The sequence below is a fragment of the Streptomyces sp. Je 1-4 4N24 genome, assembly GCF_026239515.1.
Lineage (GTDB): Bacteria > Actinomycetota > Actinomycetes > Streptomycetales > Streptomycetaceae > Streptomyces > Streptomyces nigrescens.
Genome location: NZ_CP110836.1, coordinates 1,364,554 through 1,386,687, shown reverse-complemented (window position 1 = coordinate 1,386,687; position 22,134 = coordinate 1,364,554). Strand labels below are relative to the sequence as shown.

Annotated in this window: 17 protein-coding genes; 9 read left to right on the top strand and 8 right to left on the bottom strand. The window is 72.2% G+C overall.

The genetic code is table 11. The annotated features are described in order from the left end of the window. Positions 1-52: 52 nt before the first annotated feature. Together SLV14N_RS05755 and SLV14N_RS05750 are read right to left on the bottom strand one after the other, a co-directional pair. A complete protein-coding gene (locus tag SLV14N_RS05755) occupies positions 53-811 on the bottom strand; it encodes an amino acid permease (RefSeq protein WP_208680052.1) in 759 nt (252 codons plus the stop codon). Positions 812-910: 99 nt separating this feature from the next. Beyond that, the gene (locus tag SLV14N_RS05750; protein ID WP_263268401.1) at positions 911-2,119 is read right to left on the bottom strand and encodes a lactonase family protein; all 1,209 of its coding nucleotides are present in this window, start codon (positions 2,117-2,119) and stop codon (positions 911-913) included. Positions 2,120-2,416: 297 nt separating this feature from the next. Here SLV14N_RS05750 and SLV14N_RS05745 point away from each other — a divergent pair, with 297 nt between their 5' ends. Next, a complete protein-coding gene (locus SLV14N_RS05745) occupies positions 2,417-3,505 on the top strand; it encodes a tetratricopeptide repeat protein (protein ID WP_208680050.1) in 1,089 nt (362 codons plus the stop codon). Here the strand turns inward: SLV14N_RS05745 and SLV14N_RS05740 are convergent. After that, a complete protein-coding gene (locus tag SLV14N_RS05740) occupies positions 3,399-4,823 on the bottom strand; it encodes a lipase maturation factor family protein (protein WP_208680049.1) in 1,425 nt (474 codons plus the stop codon). The genes SLV14N_RS05745 and SLV14N_RS05740 overlap by 107 nt on opposite strands. 391 nt (positions 4,824-5,214) lie before the next feature. Between SLV14N_RS05740 and SLV14N_RS05735 the strand changes: the two genes are divergently transcribed. Then, positions 5,215-5,385, top strand: coding sequence for a hypothetical protein (locus SLV14N_RS05735; protein ID WP_158686011.1), 171 nt, complete (start codon positions 5,215-5,217; stop codon positions 5,383-5,385). Positions 5,386-5,436: 51 nt separating this feature from the next. On the opposite strand, the gene SLV14N_RS05730 is transcribed toward SLV14N_RS05735, so the two are convergent. Next, on the bottom strand, positions 5,437-6,012 hold the full coding sequence (locus tag SLV14N_RS05730; RefSeq protein ID WP_208680048.1) for a TIGR03086 family metal-binding protein: 576 nt from the start codon (positions 6,010-6,012) through the stop codon (positions 5,437-5,439). A 203-nt stretch (positions 6,013-6,215) separates the two neighbouring features. After that, on the bottom strand, positions 6,216-8,045 hold the full coding sequence (locus SLV14N_RS05725) for an alpha-L-fucosidase (protein ID WP_263268400.1): 1,830 nt from the start codon (positions 8,043-8,045) through the stop codon (positions 6,216-6,218). 307 nt (positions 8,046-8,352) lie between these two features. Between SLV14N_RS05725 and SLV14N_RS05720 the strand changes: the two genes are divergently transcribed. Next, positions 8,353-9,915 (top strand): AMP-binding protein, encoded by a 1,563-nt coding sequence (locus tag SLV14N_RS05720; RefSeq protein WP_263268399.1) that lies wholly within the window; start codon positions 8,353-8,355, stop codon positions 9,913-9,915. A 30-nt stretch (positions 9,916-9,945) separates the two neighbouring features. Here the strand turns inward: SLV14N_RS05720 and SLV14N_RS05715 are convergent, their stop codons facing one another. Continuing rightward, entirely contained in the window at positions 9,946-10,788 is an 843-nt protein-coding gene (locus tag SLV14N_RS05715; protein ID WP_263268398.1) for a nitroreductase/quinone reductase family protein, read from the bottom strand. A gap of 534 nt (positions 10,789-11,322) precedes the next feature. Then, the gene (locus SLV14N_RS05710) at positions 11,323-13,431 is read right to left on the bottom strand and encodes an alpha-galactosidase (RefSeq protein ID WP_263268397.1); all 2,109 of its coding nucleotides are present in this window, start codon (positions 13,429-13,431) and stop codon (positions 11,323-11,325) included. Between the two features lie 235 nt (positions 13,432-13,666). On the opposite strand from SLV14N_RS05710, the gene SLV14N_RS05705 reads away from it, so the two are divergent. Both SLV14N_RS05705 and SLV14N_RS05700 read left to right on the top strand, forming a co-directional pair. Beyond that, entirely contained in the window at positions 13,667-14,011 is a 345-nt protein-coding gene (locus SLV14N_RS05705) for a DUF1330 domain-containing protein (RefSeq protein ID WP_263273027.1), read from the top strand. Positions 14,012-14,247: 236 nt separating this feature from the next. After that, positions 14,248-16,302, top strand: a complete 2,055-nt coding sequence (locus tag SLV14N_RS05700) for a restriction endonuclease (RefSeq protein ID WP_263268396.1) — start codon at positions 14,248-14,250, stop codon at positions 16,300-16,302. A 53-nt stretch (positions 16,303-16,355) separates the two neighbouring features. Here the strand turns inward: SLV14N_RS05700 and SLV14N_RS05695 are convergent, their stop codons facing one another. Then, positions 16,356-17,159: an alpha/beta fold hydrolase gene (locus tag SLV14N_RS05695; protein ID WP_263268395.1), complete on the bottom strand. Its 804-nt coding sequence runs from the start codon at positions 17,157-17,159 to the stop codon at positions 16,356-16,358. 344 nt (positions 17,160-17,503) lie between these two features. Between SLV14N_RS05695 and SLV14N_RS05690 the strand changes: the two genes are divergently transcribed. From SLV14N_RS05690 to SLV14N_RS05675, 4 genes are all read left to right on the top strand, one after another. Continuing rightward, entirely contained in the window at positions 17,504-18,625 is a 1,122-nt protein-coding gene (locus tag SLV14N_RS05690) for a tetratricopeptide repeat protein (RefSeq protein WP_263268394.1), read from the top strand. A 105-nt stretch (positions 18,626-18,730) separates the two neighbouring features. After that, complete coding sequence (locus SLV14N_RS05685; protein WP_263268393.1) at positions 18,731-19,900, top strand: CapA family protein; 1,170 nt, start codon at positions 18,731-18,733, stop codon at positions 19,898-19,900. A gap of 119 nt (positions 19,901-20,019) precedes the next feature. Continuing rightward, positions 20,020-20,637: a TetR/AcrR family transcriptional regulator gene (locus tag SLV14N_RS05680; protein WP_263268392.1), complete on the top strand. Its 618-nt coding sequence runs from the start codon at positions 20,020-20,022 to the stop codon at positions 20,635-20,637. Positions 20,638-20,843: 206 nt separating this feature from the next. Further along, on the top strand, positions 20,844-22,064 hold the full coding sequence (locus SLV14N_RS05675) for a cytochrome P450 (RefSeq protein ID WP_263268391.1): 1,221 nt from the start codon (positions 20,844-20,846) through the stop codon (positions 22,062-22,064). The last annotated feature ends 70 nt before the right edge of the window (positions 22,065-22,134 follow it).

Below are 22,134 nucleotides of genomic sequence, written 5' to 3'. Positions count from 1 at the left end.
TTCGGCCGGCGCGGCTCAGACCGCGTCGGCCGGCCCCTTCCGCCGCCGCAGCTCAGACCATGTCGGCCGGCCCCTTCCGCCGCCGCAGCTCGTAACCGGCCAGCACCACGGCCACCGTCAGCAGACTCAGCCAGAACTGCGACCTGCTGTCCGGCAACCACGCCATGGCCCCGATCACCACTGCCATCAGCGCAATGGTCAGCCGGCTCAGCCACGGGAACAGCCACATCTTCAGCGTCAGCCGCTCCGGCTCCGTACGCTCCAGCTTCCGCCGCATCCGCACCTGGGCGACGGCGATCGCCAGATAGACGAACAGGGCGACCGCGCCGTAGGAGCGGGCCGAGACCATATTGGTCGCGGTCAGCAGTGTCATCAGCACCAGGCTGACCGCCCACAACGGCACGTCCGGAAGCCACAGTTGGACGATCCGGCCGCCGGCCACCGCCTCGACGGCGACCACGATCACAAAGAAGTACCAGTACAGCCAGCCGACCGTGAACCCCGCGCGCAGCCCCAGCGTCTCGCGGACATGGGCGTAGAACGATCCCAGCGCCGGGCGGGCGACGGTCATCTCGGCCAGCATCCGCATGATCAGTACGGTGAGCACGCCGGCCGCCAGGAACGACAGCACAGCGGCCGGACCGGTGGACCGGATGACCACCCCGCTGCCGACGAACAGCCCGGGCCCGATGACCCCGCCCAGCGCGATCAACTGCATATGGCGGCGCTTGAGCCCCTGCTGCAGGCCTCCCGGCGCGGCCGGCGTCCCGTCCCGTGTGGTGCTGTCGTCCCGTACCGTTCCCGTGCTCATGGGGGCCGACGCTAGTGGGCCAATTCTGCGGCGCTGTTGCCGCAGTGTTTCAGCACACGGGGCCGCTCCGCGGCGCCCGGAGTGCCGCCTGCGTCCCGCTCACCGTGGCAGGACGCACACCGGTACCGGAGCCGTGAACGGCGCGTCTGTGCGGTCCAGGGTCCCGGTCCGGGGGGTCACCGAGAACACCGTCACCGACCCGGACTTCTGGTTCGCGGCGAACAGCCATCGCTGATCCGGTGAGAAGGCGATCTGCCGGGGAAAGTCCCCGCCCACGGGCACGGTGTCCAGCAGTCGCAGCCGGGCCCCGGCGGCCTCCACGGCATAGCGGGTCAGGCTGTTGTGACCGCGATTGGCGAGATAGGCGAAGCGGCCGTCCCTGGTGACCAGGAGCTGTGCCGGATAGCTGGTGCCCGGGCCGGTACCCGTGGACTGGGGCGTACCGGGCGTGAGCCGTCCGCTTCGGCGGTCGTAGCGGCAGACCACGACCGTGTTGTCGACCTCGTTCGCCAGATACGCGAAGTCGCCGGAGGGGTGGAAGGTCAGATGCCGGGGGCCGGCCCCGGGCCGCAGCGCCGCGTACGACAGCTGGGTGAGTTTCCCGGCCGAGGAGTCCAGCCGGTAGGTGTAGACGGTGTCATTGCCGAGGTCCACCGCCAGCACATGGCGGCCGTCCGGAGCGGTGATGATCTGGTGGGCATGCGGCCCGTCCTGCCCGGGGCCGGGCGGCGGGCTGGAGTGGGTGACCAGATCCGTGCGCTCGCCCAGGGCGCCGGTGGCCCGGTCGACCGGATGCACGGCGACGCTGCCGGAGAGGTAGTTGGCACTGAGCAGCCAGCGGCCACTTGGATGCACGGACAGATGGCAGGGGCCCGCGCCGCCGGTGGACCGGGTGCCCAGGACGCCGGGCGGGCCGTCCGGCCGCAGCGCCATGGCGGTCACCCCGCCCTGCTCCCCCTCATTGACCGCGTAGAGGGTGCGGCCGGACGGCGCCAGCGCGAGGTACGAGGGATCGGCGACCCCGGTCACCACCCCGCCGGCGGTGATCTGCCCGGTCATGGTGTCGTACGTTCCGTATCCGACGCCGGTGCCGCCGCCCTCGACCGAGGTGTAGGTCCCCAGGAAGAGCGGACGGACGCGGGGCGGGCGGGGCGCCGGGCGGCGGGTGGCCTCCGCGGGCGGGGGGTCCTCCAGCGACCGCAGCCCTGTCCCGGCCGCCGCGGCCAGTCCCAGCCCCGCGACGGTGCCGAGGAACCGCCGGCGGCCCGTACCGCTCCCGGTCTGCGTTCCCGTGCCTTCTGCTCCCATGCCACACCTCGGTGCTCGCGGTCGGTGGTCCGTGACGGGTGTTGTCAGCAGGGTGTCCCGTACCGCCCGGCTCCTGCAAGCAGAGCATCCCGCGGGGCGCGGGGTGCACGCACTCGCGCGGTCTCCCATCGGAGGGGTGACCCTGACGTGCCCCTACATCCCCATGATGACCATGAGCCTCCTCCGTAGCACTCGAGTCGTACGGCACAACCCACATGCGGACGGATTCGCCGGACCCTCCACCGCTCGTAGGTTGTTGATCAAGGCACGGAGATGAATCGAGAGGGCCACGGATCTATGTACGGCAAGGCATTCGCCCCGGAATACCAGGGCGAGTTGGGCTCGGCCCTGGGTGTGAACTCCTCCTACGAGGAAGTGCTGGCGACGGCGAGCCGGGCGCACGCCGACGCGGGCACACCACTGGAGCGGTCACGGGCCGCGCTCGCGGTCGCCGAGGCCAACCGCCGGCTCGGCCGGGTGGCGGAGGCGGGCGACGCCTGGCGGGAGAGCTACCGCAGCGCCCGTACCGCCGGTGACCCGGGCGCCATGGCCTGGGCCCTGTGGAGCGGCGGCACCCTGGCCCGCCAGTGCGGGACCCTGCCGCTCGCCCGCCGGCTGCTGACCCATGCCGTCGCGCTGGCCGACGGCAGCGGTGACCGCCTCGCCCACGGCTACTCGCTCGCCGGCCTCGCCGAGACCGGCCGCATACAGGGCGACTACGCCGCGGTCGCCGAGCTCCACGAGCAGCTGCTCGAACAGGGCCGGGCGCACGGCGAGGCCCGGCACATGGTCTGGGCGATGTCCGGCATAGCCCAGATGCACCGCAACACCGGCGGCTACGACAAGGCCCTGGAGCTGTTCGAGGAGTCCGCCCGGATCGCCGCCGAGGCCGATGACTTCCGTGGGCGCGCCTGGTCGCTGCGCGGCGTCGCCGATGTCCTGTCCGTACAGGGCGAGACGGACCGGGCGCTGGATCTGCTGTCCGAGGCGGAGGCCATCTGCCGCGCCATGGACCTGGCGAGCGCGCTCGCCTACAACCACAAGATGCGCGCCAACGTCCTCTACCGGGCGGGCCGTTACGAGTCAGCGCGGGAGACCTACACCCTCTCGCTGCAGGAGTTCCGCGAGATGCAGGAGCCCCGCGGGATGGCTCTCTCCCGGCTCGGGCTCGTCAAGTCCCGCGCCCGCCTCGGCCGCGACCGGGACGAGACACTGGCCGAACTGGCCTCCCTGGAAAAGGACTTCGTGCGCATCGGCCTGCGCCACGCACGCGATATGGTCATCGCCTTCCGCGCAGAGCTGACCGCGCAACCGGCGGCAGAAACTCCCGCTCCTCGGTGCGATGCCACCACGCCCCGGTATCCCGCAGTTCCCGCCAGGTCGTGAAGCGGTAGCGGAAGACCCGGGCCCTGATCCGGGCCGGCGGCAGATCGGGGAACGGATTGCCGCGCAGCAGCCGCAGCGTGTCCCGGTCGTTCTCCAGCAGCCGCGTCACGAACGGTACGAACCATGCCCGTGCGTAGGCCGGTGACAGCGCGGCGAACCACATCAGCCAGTCCAGCCGCAGGTGGTACGGCGCGAACTGACGCGGCAGCCGGCGCACCGCGCCCGGCTTGCCGTGGAACTCGTAGGCGAGCCAGGTCGTGTCCGGCCCGGTCACCGCGTCCGCCGTGCCCTCCACGACGATCTCCCGGCGCACCCGCGTGATACTGCCGAACGCGCCGTACGAGTTGACCAGATGCAGCGACTCGTAGGACGTGTTCATCAGCTGCTGCCGGGCCAGCAGATTGCGGGCCGGCCGGTAGCTGAGCGCGAGGACCCCGGCGGTGGCGAGGAGGACCAGGACCTCGAACCAGACGGGTGGCGCCGGGAGCGGTGCGGAGGGCTGCGCCCACAGCGGGGCGGCGGCCGACAGGGCGAGTGCGATGGTCACCCAGTTCAGCCAGGCGAAGTTGCCGGAGACCACCAGCCACAGCTGGGTGACCACCATCGCGACCGCCGCCCATCCGGCGATCGGCTGCGGGGTGAACAGCAGCACCGGAACGGCCAGTTGGGCGACATGGTTGGCGGCCACCTCGACCCGGTGGAGGGGCCTGGGCAGATGGTGGAAGAACCAGCTCAGCGGGCCCGGCATCGGCTGGGTCTCGTGGTGGTAGTAGAGGCAGGTCAGATCCCGCCAGCAGCGGTCGCCGCGCCACTTGATCAGCCCGGCCCCGAACTCCACCCGGAACAGCAGCCATCGCAGCAGCCACATGACCGTCACCGGGGGAGCGGTCTCGGCGTTCCCCAGGAACACCGCCAGCGAGCCCGCCTCCAGCAGCAGTGACTCCCAGCCGAAGCCGTACCAGGTCTGCCCGACATTCACGATGGACAGATACATCACCCACAACACGGCCCACATCACCATCGACGCCCACAGCGGCACGGCGTCCGCGGCCCCCGCCGCCACGGCCGCGGCGAGCAGGACCCCGCCCCACGACCACAGCGCGAAGAAGCGGTCCGAGTAGTGCCAGTGGAAGACCGAGGGCGCCGCGCGGAACGGCACCATCGCCACGTAGGCGGGCACCGGCAGCATCCCGCGCGCGCCGATCAGCGCCCGGAACTGCCGCACCGCCGCGAGGAACGCGACCACATAGAGAACGGCCAGCAGGCGCTGGAAAACCAGCCGCCCCAGCCAGTAACCGGAATCCGAGAACCATGCCACCCGCCCATGGGTAGCACCGTGGCCGCGCGCTCTGCGGCATGGCGCGCGGCCTTGGAGGCCGGATCCCTCGCTCACTCTCCAGCGTAGGGACCGGCGCGAACGCAGCAACCGCAGGGCCATTGGGGTGAGTGACGTATATCACATTTTCCGGCCGGTACCCCGTCATTCCCGGGGGGCGTTATTCGCGCTTTTCGAGGACTTGACTTTCTCAAGGGAAAACGTCGAGCGCGCCGCGTGCGGCGTCGTTACTCTGAGGGGCGACGGACGACCTTTCTGGGAGACGCCAACACCATTGGCCCGTCGCGGGAACGCCACAAACCTTGGCTGACCTCCCGGTTTGTGAACAAGGCGCCACCGCGTCGGAACCAATACCTCGATGAAGGAGTGCGTGGTGGCATTGCATAAAGCTCAACACAAGCAGCCCCGTTTGAAGCAGGGCGAGCGGCCGGGTCGGATCAAGGAAGTCCGCAACCTAGAAGTCTGGGACCGCTGTGCCCCGGTGCGCCTGGCCGGCTGCGACGACGATCCCGCCGAGCCGAATATCTTCCGCGGCATCGACTGATCGGCTGATCGCAGGTGTGTATCGGCCCTGACCCGTGGGCCTCCTCCAGGGTCAGGGCCGACGCCCGAGCAGACACAGCAGCCGGGTGAGATCGTCGGCGTCCGCCGGCGGCTCCGTCGCGGGAGCGAACAGCCCGGAGGCGGCGAGCCCCGGCGCATACGGCTCCACCTCGCGCAGCGCCGCCGTCGCCAGATGACCGGGCAGCCGCTCCTCGGCGCCGATCGCCCGGGACAGATCCCAGGTGTGCACCACCGCGTCGGCCATCATCTGCGTGCAGTACGCCTCGGCACGCTGCGAGCCGTAGGACAGCTGCACCGGGCGGTCCAGCGCCCCGCGCTCCGAGAACGCCGCCACGGCGGCCACCGCCGCGCGGTCCCAGACGCGGGCCGGGTCGTCGCCGAGCACCTCGCCGTCGTAGGCCGATCCGACATCCGTGATCGCGGCGCCGTCCCGCACCAGGCGGGGCACCCACAGCTGCTCCGCGGTCAGGTGGTTCACCAGATCACGCACCGACCACTCCGTGCACGGTGTCGGGGCGCCCCACTGGTCGTCGCGGACGGCATGCACCCGGGTCCCGAAGAGGGCGAGAGCCTCGCCATGGGTTCGCAGGATCTCGTCGTGGTTCATGCTCCCCGAGGATAGGAGCGGGCACGGACAACGGCGCCCCGACGCACGGCCGGTCAGGTGGAGGCCTGCGCTGAACCGTACGGCCCAACCGGGGGCGGGTGATTTCCCGTCCGCAGCCCGCCGGCAGCCCGCACGCACGCACGCCGGCCGGCGCCGGCCGGCGGGCGCGGTGACACCGCCGCGGTCGTCCTGAACGGCCGCGATCAGTCGGCGTAGAGCTGACGTTGCGGCACGATCTGCCGGCTCTGGCTCGGGCTGGACCACAGCAGCTTCATATGGGCCTCGCCGGTCTGCTCCGTGTAGTCGATCCGGATACGGTGCCGGTGACCGGCCTTCAGGGTGACCGTTCCCCGGTCGGCCTTCGGACCGTGCGGGGTGGTGCTGTCGATCACCAACGTGCCGTCGATCCACAGCCGCACGGTGTCGTCCGAGACGGTGGTGAAGGTGTACGTCTCGTTGTGGCGCGGCTGGATGCTGCCGGTCCAGCGGGTGCTGAAGCGGTCGGCGGGGATCTTCGGGTCCGGTGAGCCGTCGAAGCGGTAGGACTTGTTCACCGTGGGATCGACGGTGGTCACCGCGGGCGGGCCGGTGAAGGAGTCATTGGCCCAGCTCTGCGCCGTCAGTCCGGTGCCGGTGCCGGCGGGCGCCGCGGCGGGCGGCCGGATGGTGAGCCGGATGACGCTTGCGCGCGGATCGGTGGCCGTGCCGGACGGAGTGAGGTCGAAGCCGTCCCCGGACCGGACGGCCTTCACCTGCTGGGAACTGCCCAGCACCCGGGCCGCGGTGATGTCGAACGGTGCCCTCGCCGTGAGGTGGAGGGCGGCGCCGGCGGCCGGCCAGGAGGTGACGGCGGCATACAGCTCGTTGCCCCGGCGGGAGACCGCGCCCCAGGGCGGGTCCGCCACCAGACCGGTGTGCCCGGCCCCGTACACCGCGTCGCCCTGACCGTGCGCCGCCAGCCACCGGCCGGTCTCCCGCAGCCGGTCGGCGGACGGCTGCGGGATGCGCCCGAGCCTGTCCGGGCCTACGTTGAGCAGATAGTTGCCGCCGCGGCTCGCCACGTCCAGCAGGTTGCGGACCACGGTCGCCGACGACTTCCAGTGGGTGTCGTACTTGGCGAAGCCCCAGTGGTCGTTGAGCGTCATACAGCTTTCCCAGAGCTGCCCGTCGACCGGCTCAGCGGGGATCTCCTGCTCCGGCGTGCCGAAGTCGCCGTCGACCACCTCGCGTTTGCCGACGCGGTTGTTGACGATCAGACGGGGGTTCAGGGTGTGCAGATACGCTTGGAGGTCGGCACCGTCCCGGCGCGACCAGCTGTTGGTGGGGTTGTCCGTGTCCCACTCGCCGTCGAACCACAGCAGTGCCGGGTCGTAGCTGTCGATCAGCTCCTTGAGCTGGCCGTACATCCGCTTCTTGTAGCGCGGGAAGGTGGCGGGGTCGGCGAAGTCCGGGTCGTGCCAGTCCCAGATCGAGTAGTAGAAACCGAGTTTGATCCCGGCGGCGTCGGCGGCCTTCTTCAGCTCGGCGAGGATGTCGCGGTGCGGGTCGAAGGAGGAGTGGTCGCGCAGATTCCAGGTGTTCTGCCGGGTGGGCCACATCGCGTAGCCGTCGTGGTGCTTGGAGGTGATGACGATATAGCGCTGACCGGCGTCCTTGGCCGCCCGCACGATCGCTTCGGCGTCGAAGGCGGACGGGTTGAAGGTGGCGGCCTGCCGCTCGTACTCCTCGTCCGGGATCCGGCACTCGCGCTTGATCCACTCCGCGTTGCGGCAGACCGTGCCGTCGGGCCGGGTGTATTCGCCCTCCAGATTCGAGTACGCGCCGAAGTGGATGAACATCCCGAAGCGGCTCTGACGCCACCACGAGGTGCGCGCCGAGGTGAAGGGATCGTCGGTCGCGTGGTTGGTGCCGGGACCGGCGGTGGGCCGGGGCGGGGGCTTCGCGGCGGCGACGGGGCCGGCGGCGGCCAGCAGCAGGGCGCCCAGCACCCCCGCCAGTCCCAGCAGCCGGAACGGTCTTGTGCGGCTGTGCATCGCTCGCTCCTCGGGTCAGTTGGTCACGTACGTGCCTCCTGTGCCATCCCGCATGGTGCAGTCCCGGCACCCGGACCGGAAGACCCCGGACGCAACAAACATCGGAGCATCTTGGGGGAAGTGGCGGCGAGTTGAGGAAGTTGGCGGGTGGAGGGGCAGGAGACCTCGGACCTAAGAGGGGTGCGAAGGAATGGCCGAGAAGGGCGCGTCGTATGACCGGCGCGTGACTGACGCGGGGTCAGCGCCCTGGCGGGGAACGCGTCTTGCCGGTTCAATGAGCCGTCCGGTCGCACTCACTGGAGGCACCATGGAAGCCGTCGCCCGATCCGCCGCCGGCGCCCCGGTCATCCGCTGCGCGGGCCATGAACGCGACTATCCGGCCTTCCTCGAACGTGCGGCGCGGATCGCCACCGGCCTGAAGGAATGGGGAGTTGAGCCCGGCGACCGGATCGCCGTCGTGCTGCGCAACGAGCCCGCCCATCTGGAGATCACCGCCGGAGCCGCTCTGCTCGGGGCCTCGGCGGTCCCTGTCAACTGGCACTTCCGGCACCACGAGCTGCGCCATGTGCTCGCCGACAGCGGCAGCAAGGTCGTCTTTGTGCACACCGACCTGCTCGCCGCGGTGTCCGCCGTGCTTCCCGACGGCGTACGGATCGTCGAGGTGGCCGTCCCGGCCGGGGTCGCGGCCGCCTGCGGGATCGCCCTGCCGCCGCCCACCGGTGCCCACCCGCTGCTCGACGACTGGCTGGAAGGCTGCGCACCGCTGCGGAACGCCGCCACGGAACGCCCGCCCACCATCATCTACAGCTCCGGAACCACCGGGCGCCCCAAGGGAGTGCTGCGCGAACCCGTCGCCATGGACCGGCTGGAAGAAGGGGTGCTGCGGTTTCTGGAGTACTTCGCCGTGGCCCCGGGCGGCCGTACGCTCATCCCCGCCCCGCTCTACCACGCCTCGCCCAGCCAGCACGCCGTCCTCGCCCTCGCCGCCGGTCTGGACATCACCCTGATGCCGCGCTTCGACGCCGAGGAGTTCCTCCGGCTGATCGCCCACCACCGCATCGAGCAGGTCCAGGTCGTGCCCACGATGTTCGTCCGGCTGCTGCGCCTGCCCAAGGACGTCCGCGAGGGCTACGACCTGTCCTCGCTCACCTCCGTCGTGCATGCCGCCGCGCCCTGCCCGCCGCATATCAAACACGCCATGATCGACTGGCTGGGGCCGGTCCTGCGGGAGTACTACGGCGGCAGCGAGACCGGCGCGGTGACCTGGTGCGACAGCGCGGAGTGGCTGGCCCACCCCGGCACCGTCGGACGGGCCACCGGAACCTGCGGGGTCGCGGTCCTCGGCCCCGGCGGGGAACCGCTGCCGACCGGTGCCACCGGTGACATCTACCTCAAACCCGCCGACGACTGGCCCCGGTTCACCTACCTCGGCGACCCGGACAAACGCGCCGCCATGGAGGCGCCGGGCCTGCCCGGGTACGTCACCATCGGGGACATCGGCCATCTCGACGCGGACGGCTACCTCTACCTCAGCGACCGCCGCAACGACATGGTCATCTCCGGCGGGGTCAACATCTACCCCGCGGAGATCGAGGGCTGTCTCCTCGCCCTCGACGGTGTCCGTGACGTGGCGGTCTTCGGCATCCCCGACGAGGAGTTCGGCGAGGTCCTCGCCGTGCATCTGGAGACCGAACCCGGTGTGCTGCTCAGCGCCGAGACGGTACGCGCCCATGTCGGTGCGCGGCTCGCCGGCTACAAGGTCCCCCGGGCCGTGGTCTTCGAGGAGCGGCTGCCGCGCGACGAGTCGGGAAAGCTCTTCAAACGGCGGCTGCGGGATCCGTACTGGGCGGGTCACGACGGCGCGATCTGAACGTCGTGCCCGCCCGGCGGCTGCCTCGGCTCAGCAGGCCCCTCCGTCGAGAATCGGAATCAACTGCTCCTCCTCATAGGTGAGATGGTTTTCCACTGCCGCCGTGAGGCGCTCGACCTCGGAGAGCACCAGCTGCGGATCCGCGTCCTCTGCGGAGATGACTTTCTGCAGGGCGGCGAGGAGAACCGCGAGTTTCTCGTGTTCCTGCTGCATACGCTCCAGGGCCGGTGCGAGTTCGGGATGATACCGGCCGAGCATCGGAAACATTCCGGCGTCCTCACCGGTGTGGTGATTGTGCAGCCCCTGGCAGAAGGAGAGGCAGTTCACCCGGAGCTGGGCGCCGAGACCGGGGCCCGAGGTGGCGATTTCCTTGCGGATCAGGGCGAGTTCCCGGCGGAAGCCGTCGTGTACGGCCTTGAGTGCGGCGCCCACCGAGGAGGCGTTGATATTCGGTGGCCCGGCGGGAATTTCCTCCAGGGCCACCACGGGAAGGATCCGCTCCGTCTTCTCCTGGTAATCGGACCACCCGGGATCGGCCTCGGCCGCACGGGCGAAGGCGCGGTCGCGTTCGTCGCCCTCCAGGACAACGGCCTGCGCCTCGTAGGTGAAGACACCTGCCTCGACGGTGACACGGGGATGGGCCAGCAGATTGTGGTACCAGGCCGGGTGCTTCGGAGCGCCGGCCGCCGAGGCGATGACCAGGACACGCCCGTCGACGTCGGGAAGGTAGCCGAGCGGGGTGGTGTGCGGGGCACCGGACCGGGCGCCCGTGGTGGTCAGCAGAAGCAGGCGGCCGCCCTCGAAGGGGCCGCCGACGCGACCGCCGTTGGCGCGGAACTCCTCGATGATCTGTCGGTTGAAATCGATCGGCATATGCGGTGTTTCTCCAGGATGGGGGAGTGCGGATGAGCCCGCGAAGGCAGGGCGAAGAAGCCCTGCGGGCGAGAGGGAGAACCGCTCGCGGGGCAGGGCGAACTGACCACGGGACGAAGGGCGTTCGACCGTGGTGCGGAGCGCCGGAAAGGCGGAAACGGAAAGCGCGCGAGGCGCGGAAATTTCCTGGGGAAGAGGCGCGCAGGCAGGGAGAAACCCGTGCGCGGGCCGAACCCGCAGGTGGAAGTGGAGCGCGAATCGCGCGAAAACTGAAATAGCGGAGGGGCGGGCCTCTTGTCGCCCGCCGGGCGGTCACGTGGTGACCGGGAACCTCACTCGCTCATGGCACATGGCCGACCCGGTAGTCACGGCGACAAAGGTAATGCCACAAAGGGGCGAAGGCAACGGCGAAGCGAAATCCGGCCAGGAGCCGGTGGTTTCCGGTGCCGCGCCGGCGGCCGCCCCGGTCCCACCTGCCCCGGCCCCGCCGGTCGCGTCGCCGGCACCGCCACCGACACCGGCACCGGCACCGGCTCAGAGCCGTACGGCCTCCAGCAGCACCAGCCGCTCCGGGAACAGCGTTGGCGCCTGCACCCCCACCTCGGCCAGCACCCGGCCCGGCAGTGTCACACCCCGTTCCCACCAGGGCAGCGCCGAGGCGACCGGCCCCTCCGGGCGGTCACCCGGCGCCAGCGGCGCCAGCCGGTAGTCCGCGTCCGGGTCCAGCCCCGGCAGCCGCACCCGCCCGGCCGGGGACTGCACGCTCGTCGCCATCTGCACCAGCGCGAACACCGCCCGCCCGGCGTCCCCGGCCACCACGCCGTGCACCCACAGCGCCGGGTCGGGATGGTCGCCGTGCACCACCGTCCCGCTGTGCAGCAGCGGTCGCAGCGCCCGGTGGAGCGCCACCCACTCGGCCAGCCGCGCCCGCTCGGCCGCGCTCGCCGCCGTCAGGTCCCACTCGATCCCGAAATGGCAGAACAGCGCGGTCCCCGCCCGGAAGTCGAGGGTGTGCCGCCGCCCCGTCGTGTGCGCGACCGGCGCCCCCACATGCGCGCCGAGCAGCTCCGGCGGCAGCAGCAGCCCGGTCCAGCGCTGGATCCGCTGCCGCTCCAGCGCATCGATGCAGTCGCTGGTCCACACCCGGTCGGTGCGCTCCAGCACTCCCAGATCCACCCGGGCGCCACCGGACGCACAGGACTCGATCTCCAACTGCGGGTGCCGCGCGCGCAGTTCGTCCATCAGCCGGTAGGCGGCCGTCGTCTGGTGGTGCGCGGCGGCGTCCACGAGATCGCGGTTGTGGTCCCACTTCAGATAGTCGATACGGTGCTCGCGCAGCAGAGTGTCCAGCCGTGCGAGGACATACGCATACGCCTCGGGGCGTGCCAGATCGAGGACCTGCTGATGGCGGGAGGCCGGCGGCAGCCGCGACGGGGAGGCGGCCAGCACCCAGTCCGGATGTGCGCGGGCCAGATCCGAGTCCGGGTTGATCATCTCCGGCTCGACCCACAGCCCGAACTGCATCCCCAGCCCCCGCACGGTGTCGGTCAGCGGCCGCAGCCCGTCCGGCCAGACCTCCGCGTCCACGTACCAGTCGCCGAGCCCGGCGTGGTCGTCCCGTCGCCCCCGGAACCACCCGTCATCCAGCACGAACCGCTCCGCTCCGGCCTCGGCCGCCGCCCGCGCCAGCCGTTCCAGCGTGGCCAGGTCCTGGTCGAAGTACACCGCCTCCCAGGTGTTGAGGGTGACCGGCCGAGGGGAGGCGGGGTGCCCGTCACGGGCCCGCAGCTCGCGGTGGAAGCGGCCGGCCAGCTCGTCCAGGCCGTTGCGTCCGTAGGAGCCGTAGAGCCAGGGGGAGCGGTAGGTGGCGCCCGGGGCCAGCCGGAGCTCGCCGGGCAGCAGCAGTTCGCCACCGGCCAGCACCGCCTGCCCGGCCGGGGTGCGCTCCGCGAGCGAGCGATGGTTGCCGCTCCAGGCCACATGCAGCCCCCACACCTCACCGGACCGGAAACCGAAGCCCGCCTCCCCGGCGGTCAGCAGCAGCGTCGCATCGCTGCCGGTGCGCCCGCGCCGGCTCTCCCGCAGATGTGTGCCCAGCGTGAACGCATGCCGCTGCGGGGCGCGTTCCCGCAGATGCCGGCCGGTCAGATCGAGCAGCTCGGTGGCCTGGGCGGGGACCGGCAGGGCGGGCGTCAGCTCGCTGAGGTGGTACGGCCCGTCGCCGGTGTTGGTGACCGCCGCGCGCAGCCGCACCAGCCCCGCACCGGTCAGCCCGAGCTCCAGCGACAGCGCCAGACCGCCGTCCGGGTCCACCGCCTCGACCGTCAGCGATCGGCTCTCGTCCTGTACGGACGTGCCGTGCACCGTGAACGCGGGCGCGGCGGCACGGCCCGCACGATGGCCGCTCACCCCCGGGGTGCCGAGCCAGCCCGCGGACTGCTGCGGCAGCACACTCAGCGGAACCGGCTCGTCCAGCGCATTGGGGACGGTCTGGGGGACATCGGCGGCGCGCAGCCCGGCGAGACGGCCGGGCGCGGACGCCCCGAGGTCGGCGCCCCAGTGCACGATGCGCGGCAGACCGGTGCCGGAGAGGTCCAGCACCAGGCTGGTGCCGGCGGCCCGGAAGTGCAGGAGGTCGTCCATGGCGGGATCCCTTCGTGACGGACGGGAGGGCGGGGTGCGCCGGGGGACGGACGGAACGGCGCGGGCGGTGGGACGGGCCTGGCGGCATGCCCCGCTGCGAGGGGTACCGGACGCACCGCCCGGCACACCAGAGGGCCGCCGGCCGCCCACGATGACCCCGGAGGTAATCGACCCGTACCCCGACGGCTGGAACCGTGGGCGTCACCGCACCACCGACGCACCGGAAGGCAGTCCCATGACCGCATACGCCGTCGCCCACCTCCGCCCCGCCGCCCCGCACCCGGAGATCTTCGAGTACATCGAGAGGATCCAGGCGACCCTGGACCCCTTCGGCGGCCACTTCCTCGTCCACGGCGCCGAAGTGGAGGTCAGGGAAGGCAGTTGGCCCGGAGCCGTCGTCATCATCGAATTCCCCGACCTGGCACGGGCCCGCGGCTGGTACGACTCGCCTGCCTACGCGGAGATCCTGCCGCTGCGCACCCGCCACATCGACGGTGAGGCGGTGCTGGTGCCGGGGGTGCCCGACGGCTATGACCCGGCCGTCACGGCGGCGAAGCTGCGGGCGGCGGCGGCCGGATGAGGTCCGGCCCGGGGCCCGCAACGGCGGCCGGGTGACGCCCGGAACGACGGCCGGCCCGCACCCGCGAAGGCACCTTGCGAAGTGGGCCGAAATCTTCGTACCCGACCGTGACCGGCCTCTCGCTCCCCCGCTAAGGTCTCCCCAACAGCGCAGGTGAAACCGCTTCCACAGGGTCCGGGGGCAGCCGCCCCGGGGGGAGGACACAGAGCGACATGAGCCGCCGTTCCCATGGGTTAATGGCCATCTGGGCCGAGGCGCAGCGGCAGCAGCAGCGCCAGCAGGAAGCCCAGCGCCGCGCGCGGGCCCAGCAGCAGCGCGACCAGGAACGGCAGGCCAGGGACGCCGAACGCGCCATGGCGCGGATGCACCGCGAGCGGCAGGCCGCCTACCGGCAGCAGCGCGAGGCCGACGCCCGCCGCCGCACCGAGGAGCTGGACGGCCGGGTCGCCACACTGACCGGCCTCCTCGCCGAAGGCTGCCGCGCCCCCGCGTTCTCCCCGGCCGCGCTGCTGCGCCCCGAGCGCATCGAGGAGTTCGCGCCCGGCGCCCTCGCCACCCCGGTCCCGATGCCCGACCCGGCGCGCTATCAGGCACCGCCGGGCGGGTGGCAGGTCGGTGTCCGCCGCGACCGCGCCCAGGGGGAGGCCCGCGCCCGCTTCGAGCAGGACTGGTACGCCGCGCAGGCCGCGGAGAGCCGGCGGCAGGCCCAACTCGCGGCCTACCGGCAGCAGTACGACCAGTGGGCCGCGGGCGCCCTGGCCGAGATCCGGCAGCACAACGCCGGGATGGCGGAGCTGCTGGACGGTCTGCGCGACGGCGAGCCGGACGCGGCCGTCGAGTACTTCTCCGCCGCGCTGTACTCCTCCACCGCCTGGCCGGAGGGCTTCCCCCGGCAGGTCGCCGCCGCCTACGACCCGACGGCCCGCCAGCTCGTCCTGGACTGGGAGCTCCCGGGCTACGACATCGTGCCGGAGGCCAAATCCGTCCGGTACATGCCCACCGCCGACCAGGAGAAGGAGACCGCCCGGCCGGCCGCGCAGCGCCGGGCGCTCTACCGCGATGTCCTGGCCCAGAGCGTGCTGCTGGTGCTGCGCGACCTCTTCGCCGCCGACACCTACGGCACGCTGGACTCGGTGGCCCTGAACGGGTTCGTGGACGATGTCGACCCGGTGACCGGCCGCCCGGCCCAGGTGTGTCTGGCGACCGTCATGGCGCCCCGCAGCGCCTTTGACACCTTCCACCTCGCGCAGGTCAGCGCGGTGGAGTGCCTCACCGACGGGCTGCGCGGCCAGCTCGCCGCGCGCCCCGACCAGCGGACCGCGGTACGCCCCGCACGCCTTCCGGACGACGTCGGGGGCGGGGTCGTCTCCCACGGCACCGACAGCGAACCGGATCTGTACGAGATGGATCCGATCGCCTTCGAGAATCTGATCGCCGAGCTGTTCCGCGCCATGGGCATGCAGGCCGTGACCACCCAGCGCTCCGGCGACGGCGGGGTCGATGTGGACGCCCTGGATCCCGACCCGATCCGCGGTGGCAAGATCGTGGTGCAGGTCAAGCGCTACCGCCACACCGTCCCGCCGACCGCCGTCCGCGACCTCTACGGCACCGTCCAGTCCGAAGGCGCCAACAAGGGCGTGCTGGTGACGACCTCCCGCTTCGGCCCCGGCGCCCACACCTTCGCCAACGGCAAACCGCTCAGCCTGATCGCCGGCTCCGAACTCGTCGATCTTCTCGGCCGCTACGGACTGCGCGGACGGCTCGGCGGAGATGCTCCCACCGGCTCCGCCGCCCCCGATGAGGCACCGGACCACAACGTCCTCGGCATGAACTGGTCCGGCGAGGTCGCCCTCGACGTCTGCGCCCTGGTGTGCAAGGGGACCAGCGTCCTGAGCGATGAGCACTTCGTCTTCTACAACAATCCGCGCAACCCGGATGGCTCGGTGCGGATGCTGCCCGGCTTCGCCCCCGACCGGGCCGCGATGCAGGTGCGGTTCGAGGCGCTGCCGCCGGACGCCGACCGGCTGGTCCTGGTCGCGGCGATCGACCCCCAGGTCAACCCCGACGCCGATCTCGCCGGCTTCACCGACGCCCGGATCCGGCTGCTGGACGCGTCGGGGGAGGAGCTGGGGCAGCTGGAGGTCTCGGAGGGGCGGCCGGGCGAGACCGCGCTGGTGCTCGGCTCGTTCCGGCAACGGGCGGGCGGCGACTGGGACTTCGTGGCGGGCGGCAGGGGCTTCCCCGGTGGCCTGGAGGCGCTGGTGCAGGAGTACGGCATCGAGGTGGCCTGAGGCCGGGGGCGGCGGGGGGATCCGAAGGACAGGCCTGCGCCCGGTCGCCCGGGTCAGCCCTGCCACAGCCGGGTGAGGACGGCGTTGACCTCCTCCGGCCGGTCCTGGTGCGGTGCGTGCCCGGCGCCGCTCACCCGCACATGGCGGGCACCGATCGCCCCGGCGAGGTACTCGCCGCAGGCCATCAGCGCAGTGCCGGTGAAGTCCCGGTAGTCGGGGTGGACGGTCTCCCAGGTCCCGTTGATGACGGTCTTGGGCATGGTGGCCGCGGCCAGCGGACCGAGCGGAAGCTCCGCGTCCCATACGGGGCGTTCGCGCATCGCCGACCGCACCGCGCGCAGCAGCCGTGGGGTCAGCTCCGGCAGCGGCAGCCCGTACGGCTCGGTGGACCGCCGCAGATGGTCCTCCGGGCTCAGCTCCTCGTCCATGTCTCCGAACGACGCCCGGATTCGTTCCAGCGCCTCCGCCACGGTGGGATGGGCGGCCGCGGTGCGCAGCGGGGACGGCTCGATGAGGGTCATTGACCGCACCGCCTCCGGGCGGGCCGACGCGGCCAGCATCACGGCGGCCGCCCCGTAGGAGTGGCCGGCCAAGTGCGCTCCGCTGCCCAGGAGTTGACCGATGTCCTCGGCGTCGACCGTGTAGTCGCTCCGCTCGATGTCCGGGCTGTCGCCGAAGCCGCGCCGGTCGACGAGTTCGAGACGGAACCTCCCGGCCAGCGGCCGCTGCTTCGCGAAGCACTCCGTGCCCCAGCTCATCGTGCCGTGTACCAGCACCGCCCGCGGCGCACCGGGCGGTGCCTCGTCCCACACCGTCACATGCAGCGGCTCACGGTCCCGAAGGGAGTCATGGGTCATACGGCCGCAGGCTAGTGCTGGGGCGCGGGCCTCGGGTCCTGAACCGGGACGACCGGTCCCGCCGGGGGCCCCTGCGGCCGAGGACGAGCCATACCCCGGGCGGCGGAGCGGACCCGCTGAACTACCCGCATGGCGGTCGCTGAGGGCGGTGGCGCTGGTCAAGGCTGGCCGCAGGGCCGGCCGGCGGTGGCCTGTGGCCAGGGTGTTCGCCGCGCCCCTGCGGATGGACGGGCAGCTCGGCCGGGGCACGGAGGCCTGCTCCGCGGCGCCGGACCGTTCGGTCACCACGTGCACGCGACGGACGGAGCGCGGCCCGGCGGGCCGGATCCGGGGACGGTGAAGTGATGGTGCGGAGAGAGGGGCGCCGATGGGGCGCGATCCCGGCGAAGGTGCGGTGGGGCGGACAGCTGCGGGCGGCCAGGAAGGCCGTGGCCAACGAACGCGGCCAGGCCGAGGCCGACGCGGACCCTCGCTACCGCCTCGCCCTTGCCCGGTCCCTGCGCACCCTCGGTGAGCTGCTGGCGAAGGTGGACCGCCCGGCCGAAGGCCTGCCGTACGCCGAGGAAGCCGTCTACATCTGCCGTCCCCTGGGGGAGACCGAACTCGCTCGCCATCGTTCCGTCCTCGCCGAGTGCCTGGGCACGCTCGGCGGACTCCTGACGGCGCTGGACCGCCCGGCCGCGGCGCGGGCCGCACAGGACGAAGCCCTCGCCCTGAAGGGGGAGCCCGAGGAGATCGTGGCCTTCTACCGTGGCCTGGCCGAGGCCGACCCCGACCGCCGGCGCCCCGCCCTCGCCGCCGCCCTGCACTACCGCTCCTCATGGCTGAAGCAGCACGACCGGCGGGCCGAGGCCCTGCCGCTCCTGGAGGAAGCCGTTGCGCTCCGCCGCGGGCCGGCGGAGGCCGGCGCGGACCCGCTCCGCCGTATCGCTCTCGCCCGGTCTCTGTGCCTCCTCGGTGAGCTGCTGGGGCAGCTGGACCGTCCGGCCGAAGGACTGCCGTACGTGGAGGAGGCCGTCGCCCTCCGCCGTGAACTGGTCGAGGCCGGCGCGGACCCGCGCCGCGGCATCACGCTCGCCCTGTTCCTGCGCGCCCTCGTCCGGCTGCTGGTGCAGCTGGACCGCCCGGCCGAGGCACTGCCGTTCGCCCGGGAAGCCGTCGACCGCTGGCGGAGGGTGGCGGGGTCCGATGCCGACGACCGCCGCTACCGGGCCGGCCTCGCGCTTTCGCTGCACACCCTCGGTGAGCTGCTGGCGAAGCTGGACCGTCCGGTCGAAGGCCTGCCGTTCGCTCAGGAAGCCGTCGACCTCCACCGTGCCTGTGCCGGTCTCCTCGGCCGGCACCATCTCGCCGGCGCCCTGCAGACCCTCGCCGAGGTGCTGGCGGCGCTGGACCGCCCGGCCGAGGCGCAGGCGGCACGGGACGAGGCAGCGGCCCTGGAGGAGACGGAACCGGAGGTCCCGTGAGGCGTCCGGCCCGATGGCGGCAGTCGTGAGTCCGTATGGGGGAGAGCCGCGGACACCGGCGCACGGAGGGATTTCCGGTCATGTCCCCGCTGATATCTGTCGGGCATGAGCGCGTACACACGGTATGCAGCAGCAGCCCTGCTCGCCGCGCTGGCCGTGGGCTGCACCAGCCCGCACTCCGTCCCACGGCCGGCCACGCGGCCCACCCCGGAACCCGCACCGCGGGCCCATGCGGGCGCCCCCGTCACCGAGGGCGCCGGCCGGCAGCCCTTCACCCTGGTCGCCGCAGGGGACGTCCTCCCCTCCGACCCCGAGGTCCTCGCCACCGCCCGGCGTGACGCACCGCACGACGGCTACGACTACCGGCCGATGCTCAAGGGCGTGCGGCCGGTCATCTCCTCCGCCGACCTGGCGCTGTGTCATCTCGACGCGCCGCTCGGACCGCTGAGCGGGCCCTTCACCGGGCACCCGGTCCTGCAGGCGCCACCGCAGATCGCCACCGCGCTGAAGGCGACCGGCTACGACGCCTGCGCCACCGCCTCCCACCACGCCCTCGACCGCGGAGTGCCGGGTGTGCAGCGCACTCTGGAGGCCCTGGACACCGTCGGGCTGCGCCACACCGGCTCGGCCCGGGACGCCGCCGAGGGCGCCCGCCCGGCGCTGCTGCGGGCCCCGGGCGGCGCACGGGTCGCCCAGCTCGCGTACACCTACGGCACCGGGGGCGGGCGGCGCCCGGCATACGCGCCGTGGACGGTGAATCTGCTCGACGAGAAACGGATCATCAAGGATGCCCGGGCGGCCCGCCGGGCAGGCGCCGATGTCGTGGTCGTCAGCCCGTACTGGGGCACGGAGTACCGAACGGCCCCCGACGCACGGCAGATCCGGCTGGCCCGTGCGCTCACCGCCTCCGAGACCGCCGGCCGGCCCGACATCGATCTGATCGTCGGTACCCGTGCGCACACCCCGCAGCCGTACGAGAAGGTCAACGGCACCTGGGTCGTCTACGGCCTCGGTGACCAGCTCTCCGGCGTCATGAAGAAGCCGTGGGGCAACTGGGGCAGCATCGCCCGCTTCCGGTTCGCGCCGCCGCACCGCGCCGGCCGGCGCTGGCGGGTCACCACGGCCGAATACCTCCCGCAGCTCGTCGAGCAGGGCAAGCGGGTCCGGGTGCGCAATCTCGCCACGACCGGCGGCCACGACCGGGTCCGCACGTCGATCGGCACGGCGGTGCTGAGCCGGGGCGCCGCGGCCGACGGGCTGACGAGGGGCCGGTGAACCGTGGCCCGCGCGGTCCCCGGCGGCCCCGCGCCGTCCTCACGTAGGCCGCACCGGCCCCGGTGTGAAACCCTGGCGCAGCACCCCATCGGCCAGGTCAGGGAAGGAACCGGAGGGCAGTGAGCGAGCGAGCGGCCGTCCGGGCCCGTAATCCGCGTGGACAGGGCGAGCGTCTGCGGGAGGAACTCCTGCGGGCCACCGAGCGGCTTCTGGAGGAGGTCGGCAGCGAGGACGCGCTGTCGCTGCGGGCGGTGGCCCGTGCGGCCGGTGTGGCCGCGCCGAGCATCTACCGGCACTTCTCCGACAAGACCGAGCTGGTCTGGGCGACCCTCGAAGTCAGCTATGAGCGCCTCGCGGAGGCGATGGCCGGGGCCGCGGCGAAGGCGGCGGACGACCCGGTGGAGCGGCTGCGCGCCCAGCTGCGCGCCTACTGCCGTTATGCCGTCGCGCACCCCGCCACCTACCGCCTGCTCTACGAGACCCGGCAGACCCCGGTCCATCCCGAGCGGCTCGCCGGGCACCCCGCCGGGCTGCTGGTGCGCAGCTGGCAGCAGGCTCTGACGGCCTGTGAGGACGCCGGATGGCGGGTGCGCGGCTCGCGGTCCGAGGCGCCGTACGTGCTGTGGTCGGCGGTGCACGGCCGGGTCACGCTCTGGCAGGTCATGCCGAGCCGCAAGGACACCAGCCGGCTGGACCGGTTCGTGGACGAAATGCTGCAGCTGCTGCTGGAGCGCTGAGCTGCGCTTCCGGCGCTCCGCTCAGTCCCTGTCACACCGGCCGCTCCGCGCAGCGCCGAAACCGTCTCCCTGAGGCACTGTCACGCACACCACCCCCCGGCGTCGCGATGCGTGCACTACACATGTAAGTTTACGGGTGTTAGGCGAACGTTCGGCTCATGGCGCACGCCCCTGCCGGTGTGCGCGCACCAAGCGAGATGAGCGAGATGACACTTTCCACCGCCCCGGCGCCGCTGCCCGTGGAACCCCCGAGCGGCTGCCCCTTCGATCCTCCCGCCGCATTCGGCACCCTGCGCACCCGGCAGCCGATCTCCAAGATCGCTCTCCCGGACGGCGGTTGGGCCTGGCTGGCCACGCGCTACAGCGATATCCGGACGATCCTCGGCGACACCCGCTTCAGCTCCGACACCACCGTCCACGGCTACCCGCTCAGCGGGATGACCGGCGGCGGCAGCACCGAGAACCGCGGCTTCATCCGCCGGGACCCGCCCGAGCACACCCGGCTGCGCCGGATGGTCACCCGGGAGTTCATGGTCAAGCGGGTCGAGGCGCTGCGCCCGGAGATCCAGCGGATCACGGAGGAACTCTGCGACCTGATGGAGCGCGCCGAGCGGGGTGCGCACGGCGGAGTGGACCTCGTCGAGGCGCTGGCGCTGCCGGTCCCGTCGCTGGTGATCAGCCTGCTGCTGGGCGTCCCGTACGACGACCACGACGTCTTCCAGCGGCTCACCGGCACCCTGCTCTCGCGCACCGTCCCCGACGACGAGCGGGAGACCGCCCGCCTCGAACTGCGCGACTACCTCGACCGGTTGGTCACCGCCAAGGAAGCGGACCCGGGGGGCGACATCCTCGGGCGGCTCATCGTCGAGCAGCAACGGACCGGTGAGATCGGCCACGACGAGGTGGCCGCGTTCGCCGCCCTGCTGCTGATCGCCGGGCACGAGACCACCGCCAACATGATCGGCCTGAGCGCACTGACCCTGATGCGCGACGCGGAGACCGCCGAGCGGCTGCGTCAGGAGCCCGGCCTGATCCGTGGCGCCGTCGAGGAGTTGCTGCGCTTCCACAGCATCATCCGCAACGGACCGCGCCGGGTCGCCACCGCCGATATCGAGATCGACGGCCACCTCATCCGGGCCGGTGAGGGCGTCGTCGTGGCAGTCCCGTCCGCCAACCGCGACGAGAACGTCTTCCCCGACGCCGACCGCCTCGATGTGCACCGCCCCAACGCCCAGCACCATGTCGCCTTCGGCTACGGCATCCACCAGTGCCTCGGCCAGGCGCTGGCCCGGGTCGAACTCCAGGTGGTGATCGGCACCTTGCTGCGCCGCTTCCCCACGATGCGGCCCGCGGTGCCCCTCGACGAGATCCCCTTCCGCACCGATATGGCGATCTACGGCTGTCATGCCCTGCCCGTCACCTGGTGACCACGGCACCACCGCCGGGCGGCCCGACCGCGGCCGGATTCCCCCTTCACTCCCCAGCAACTCCCATGGA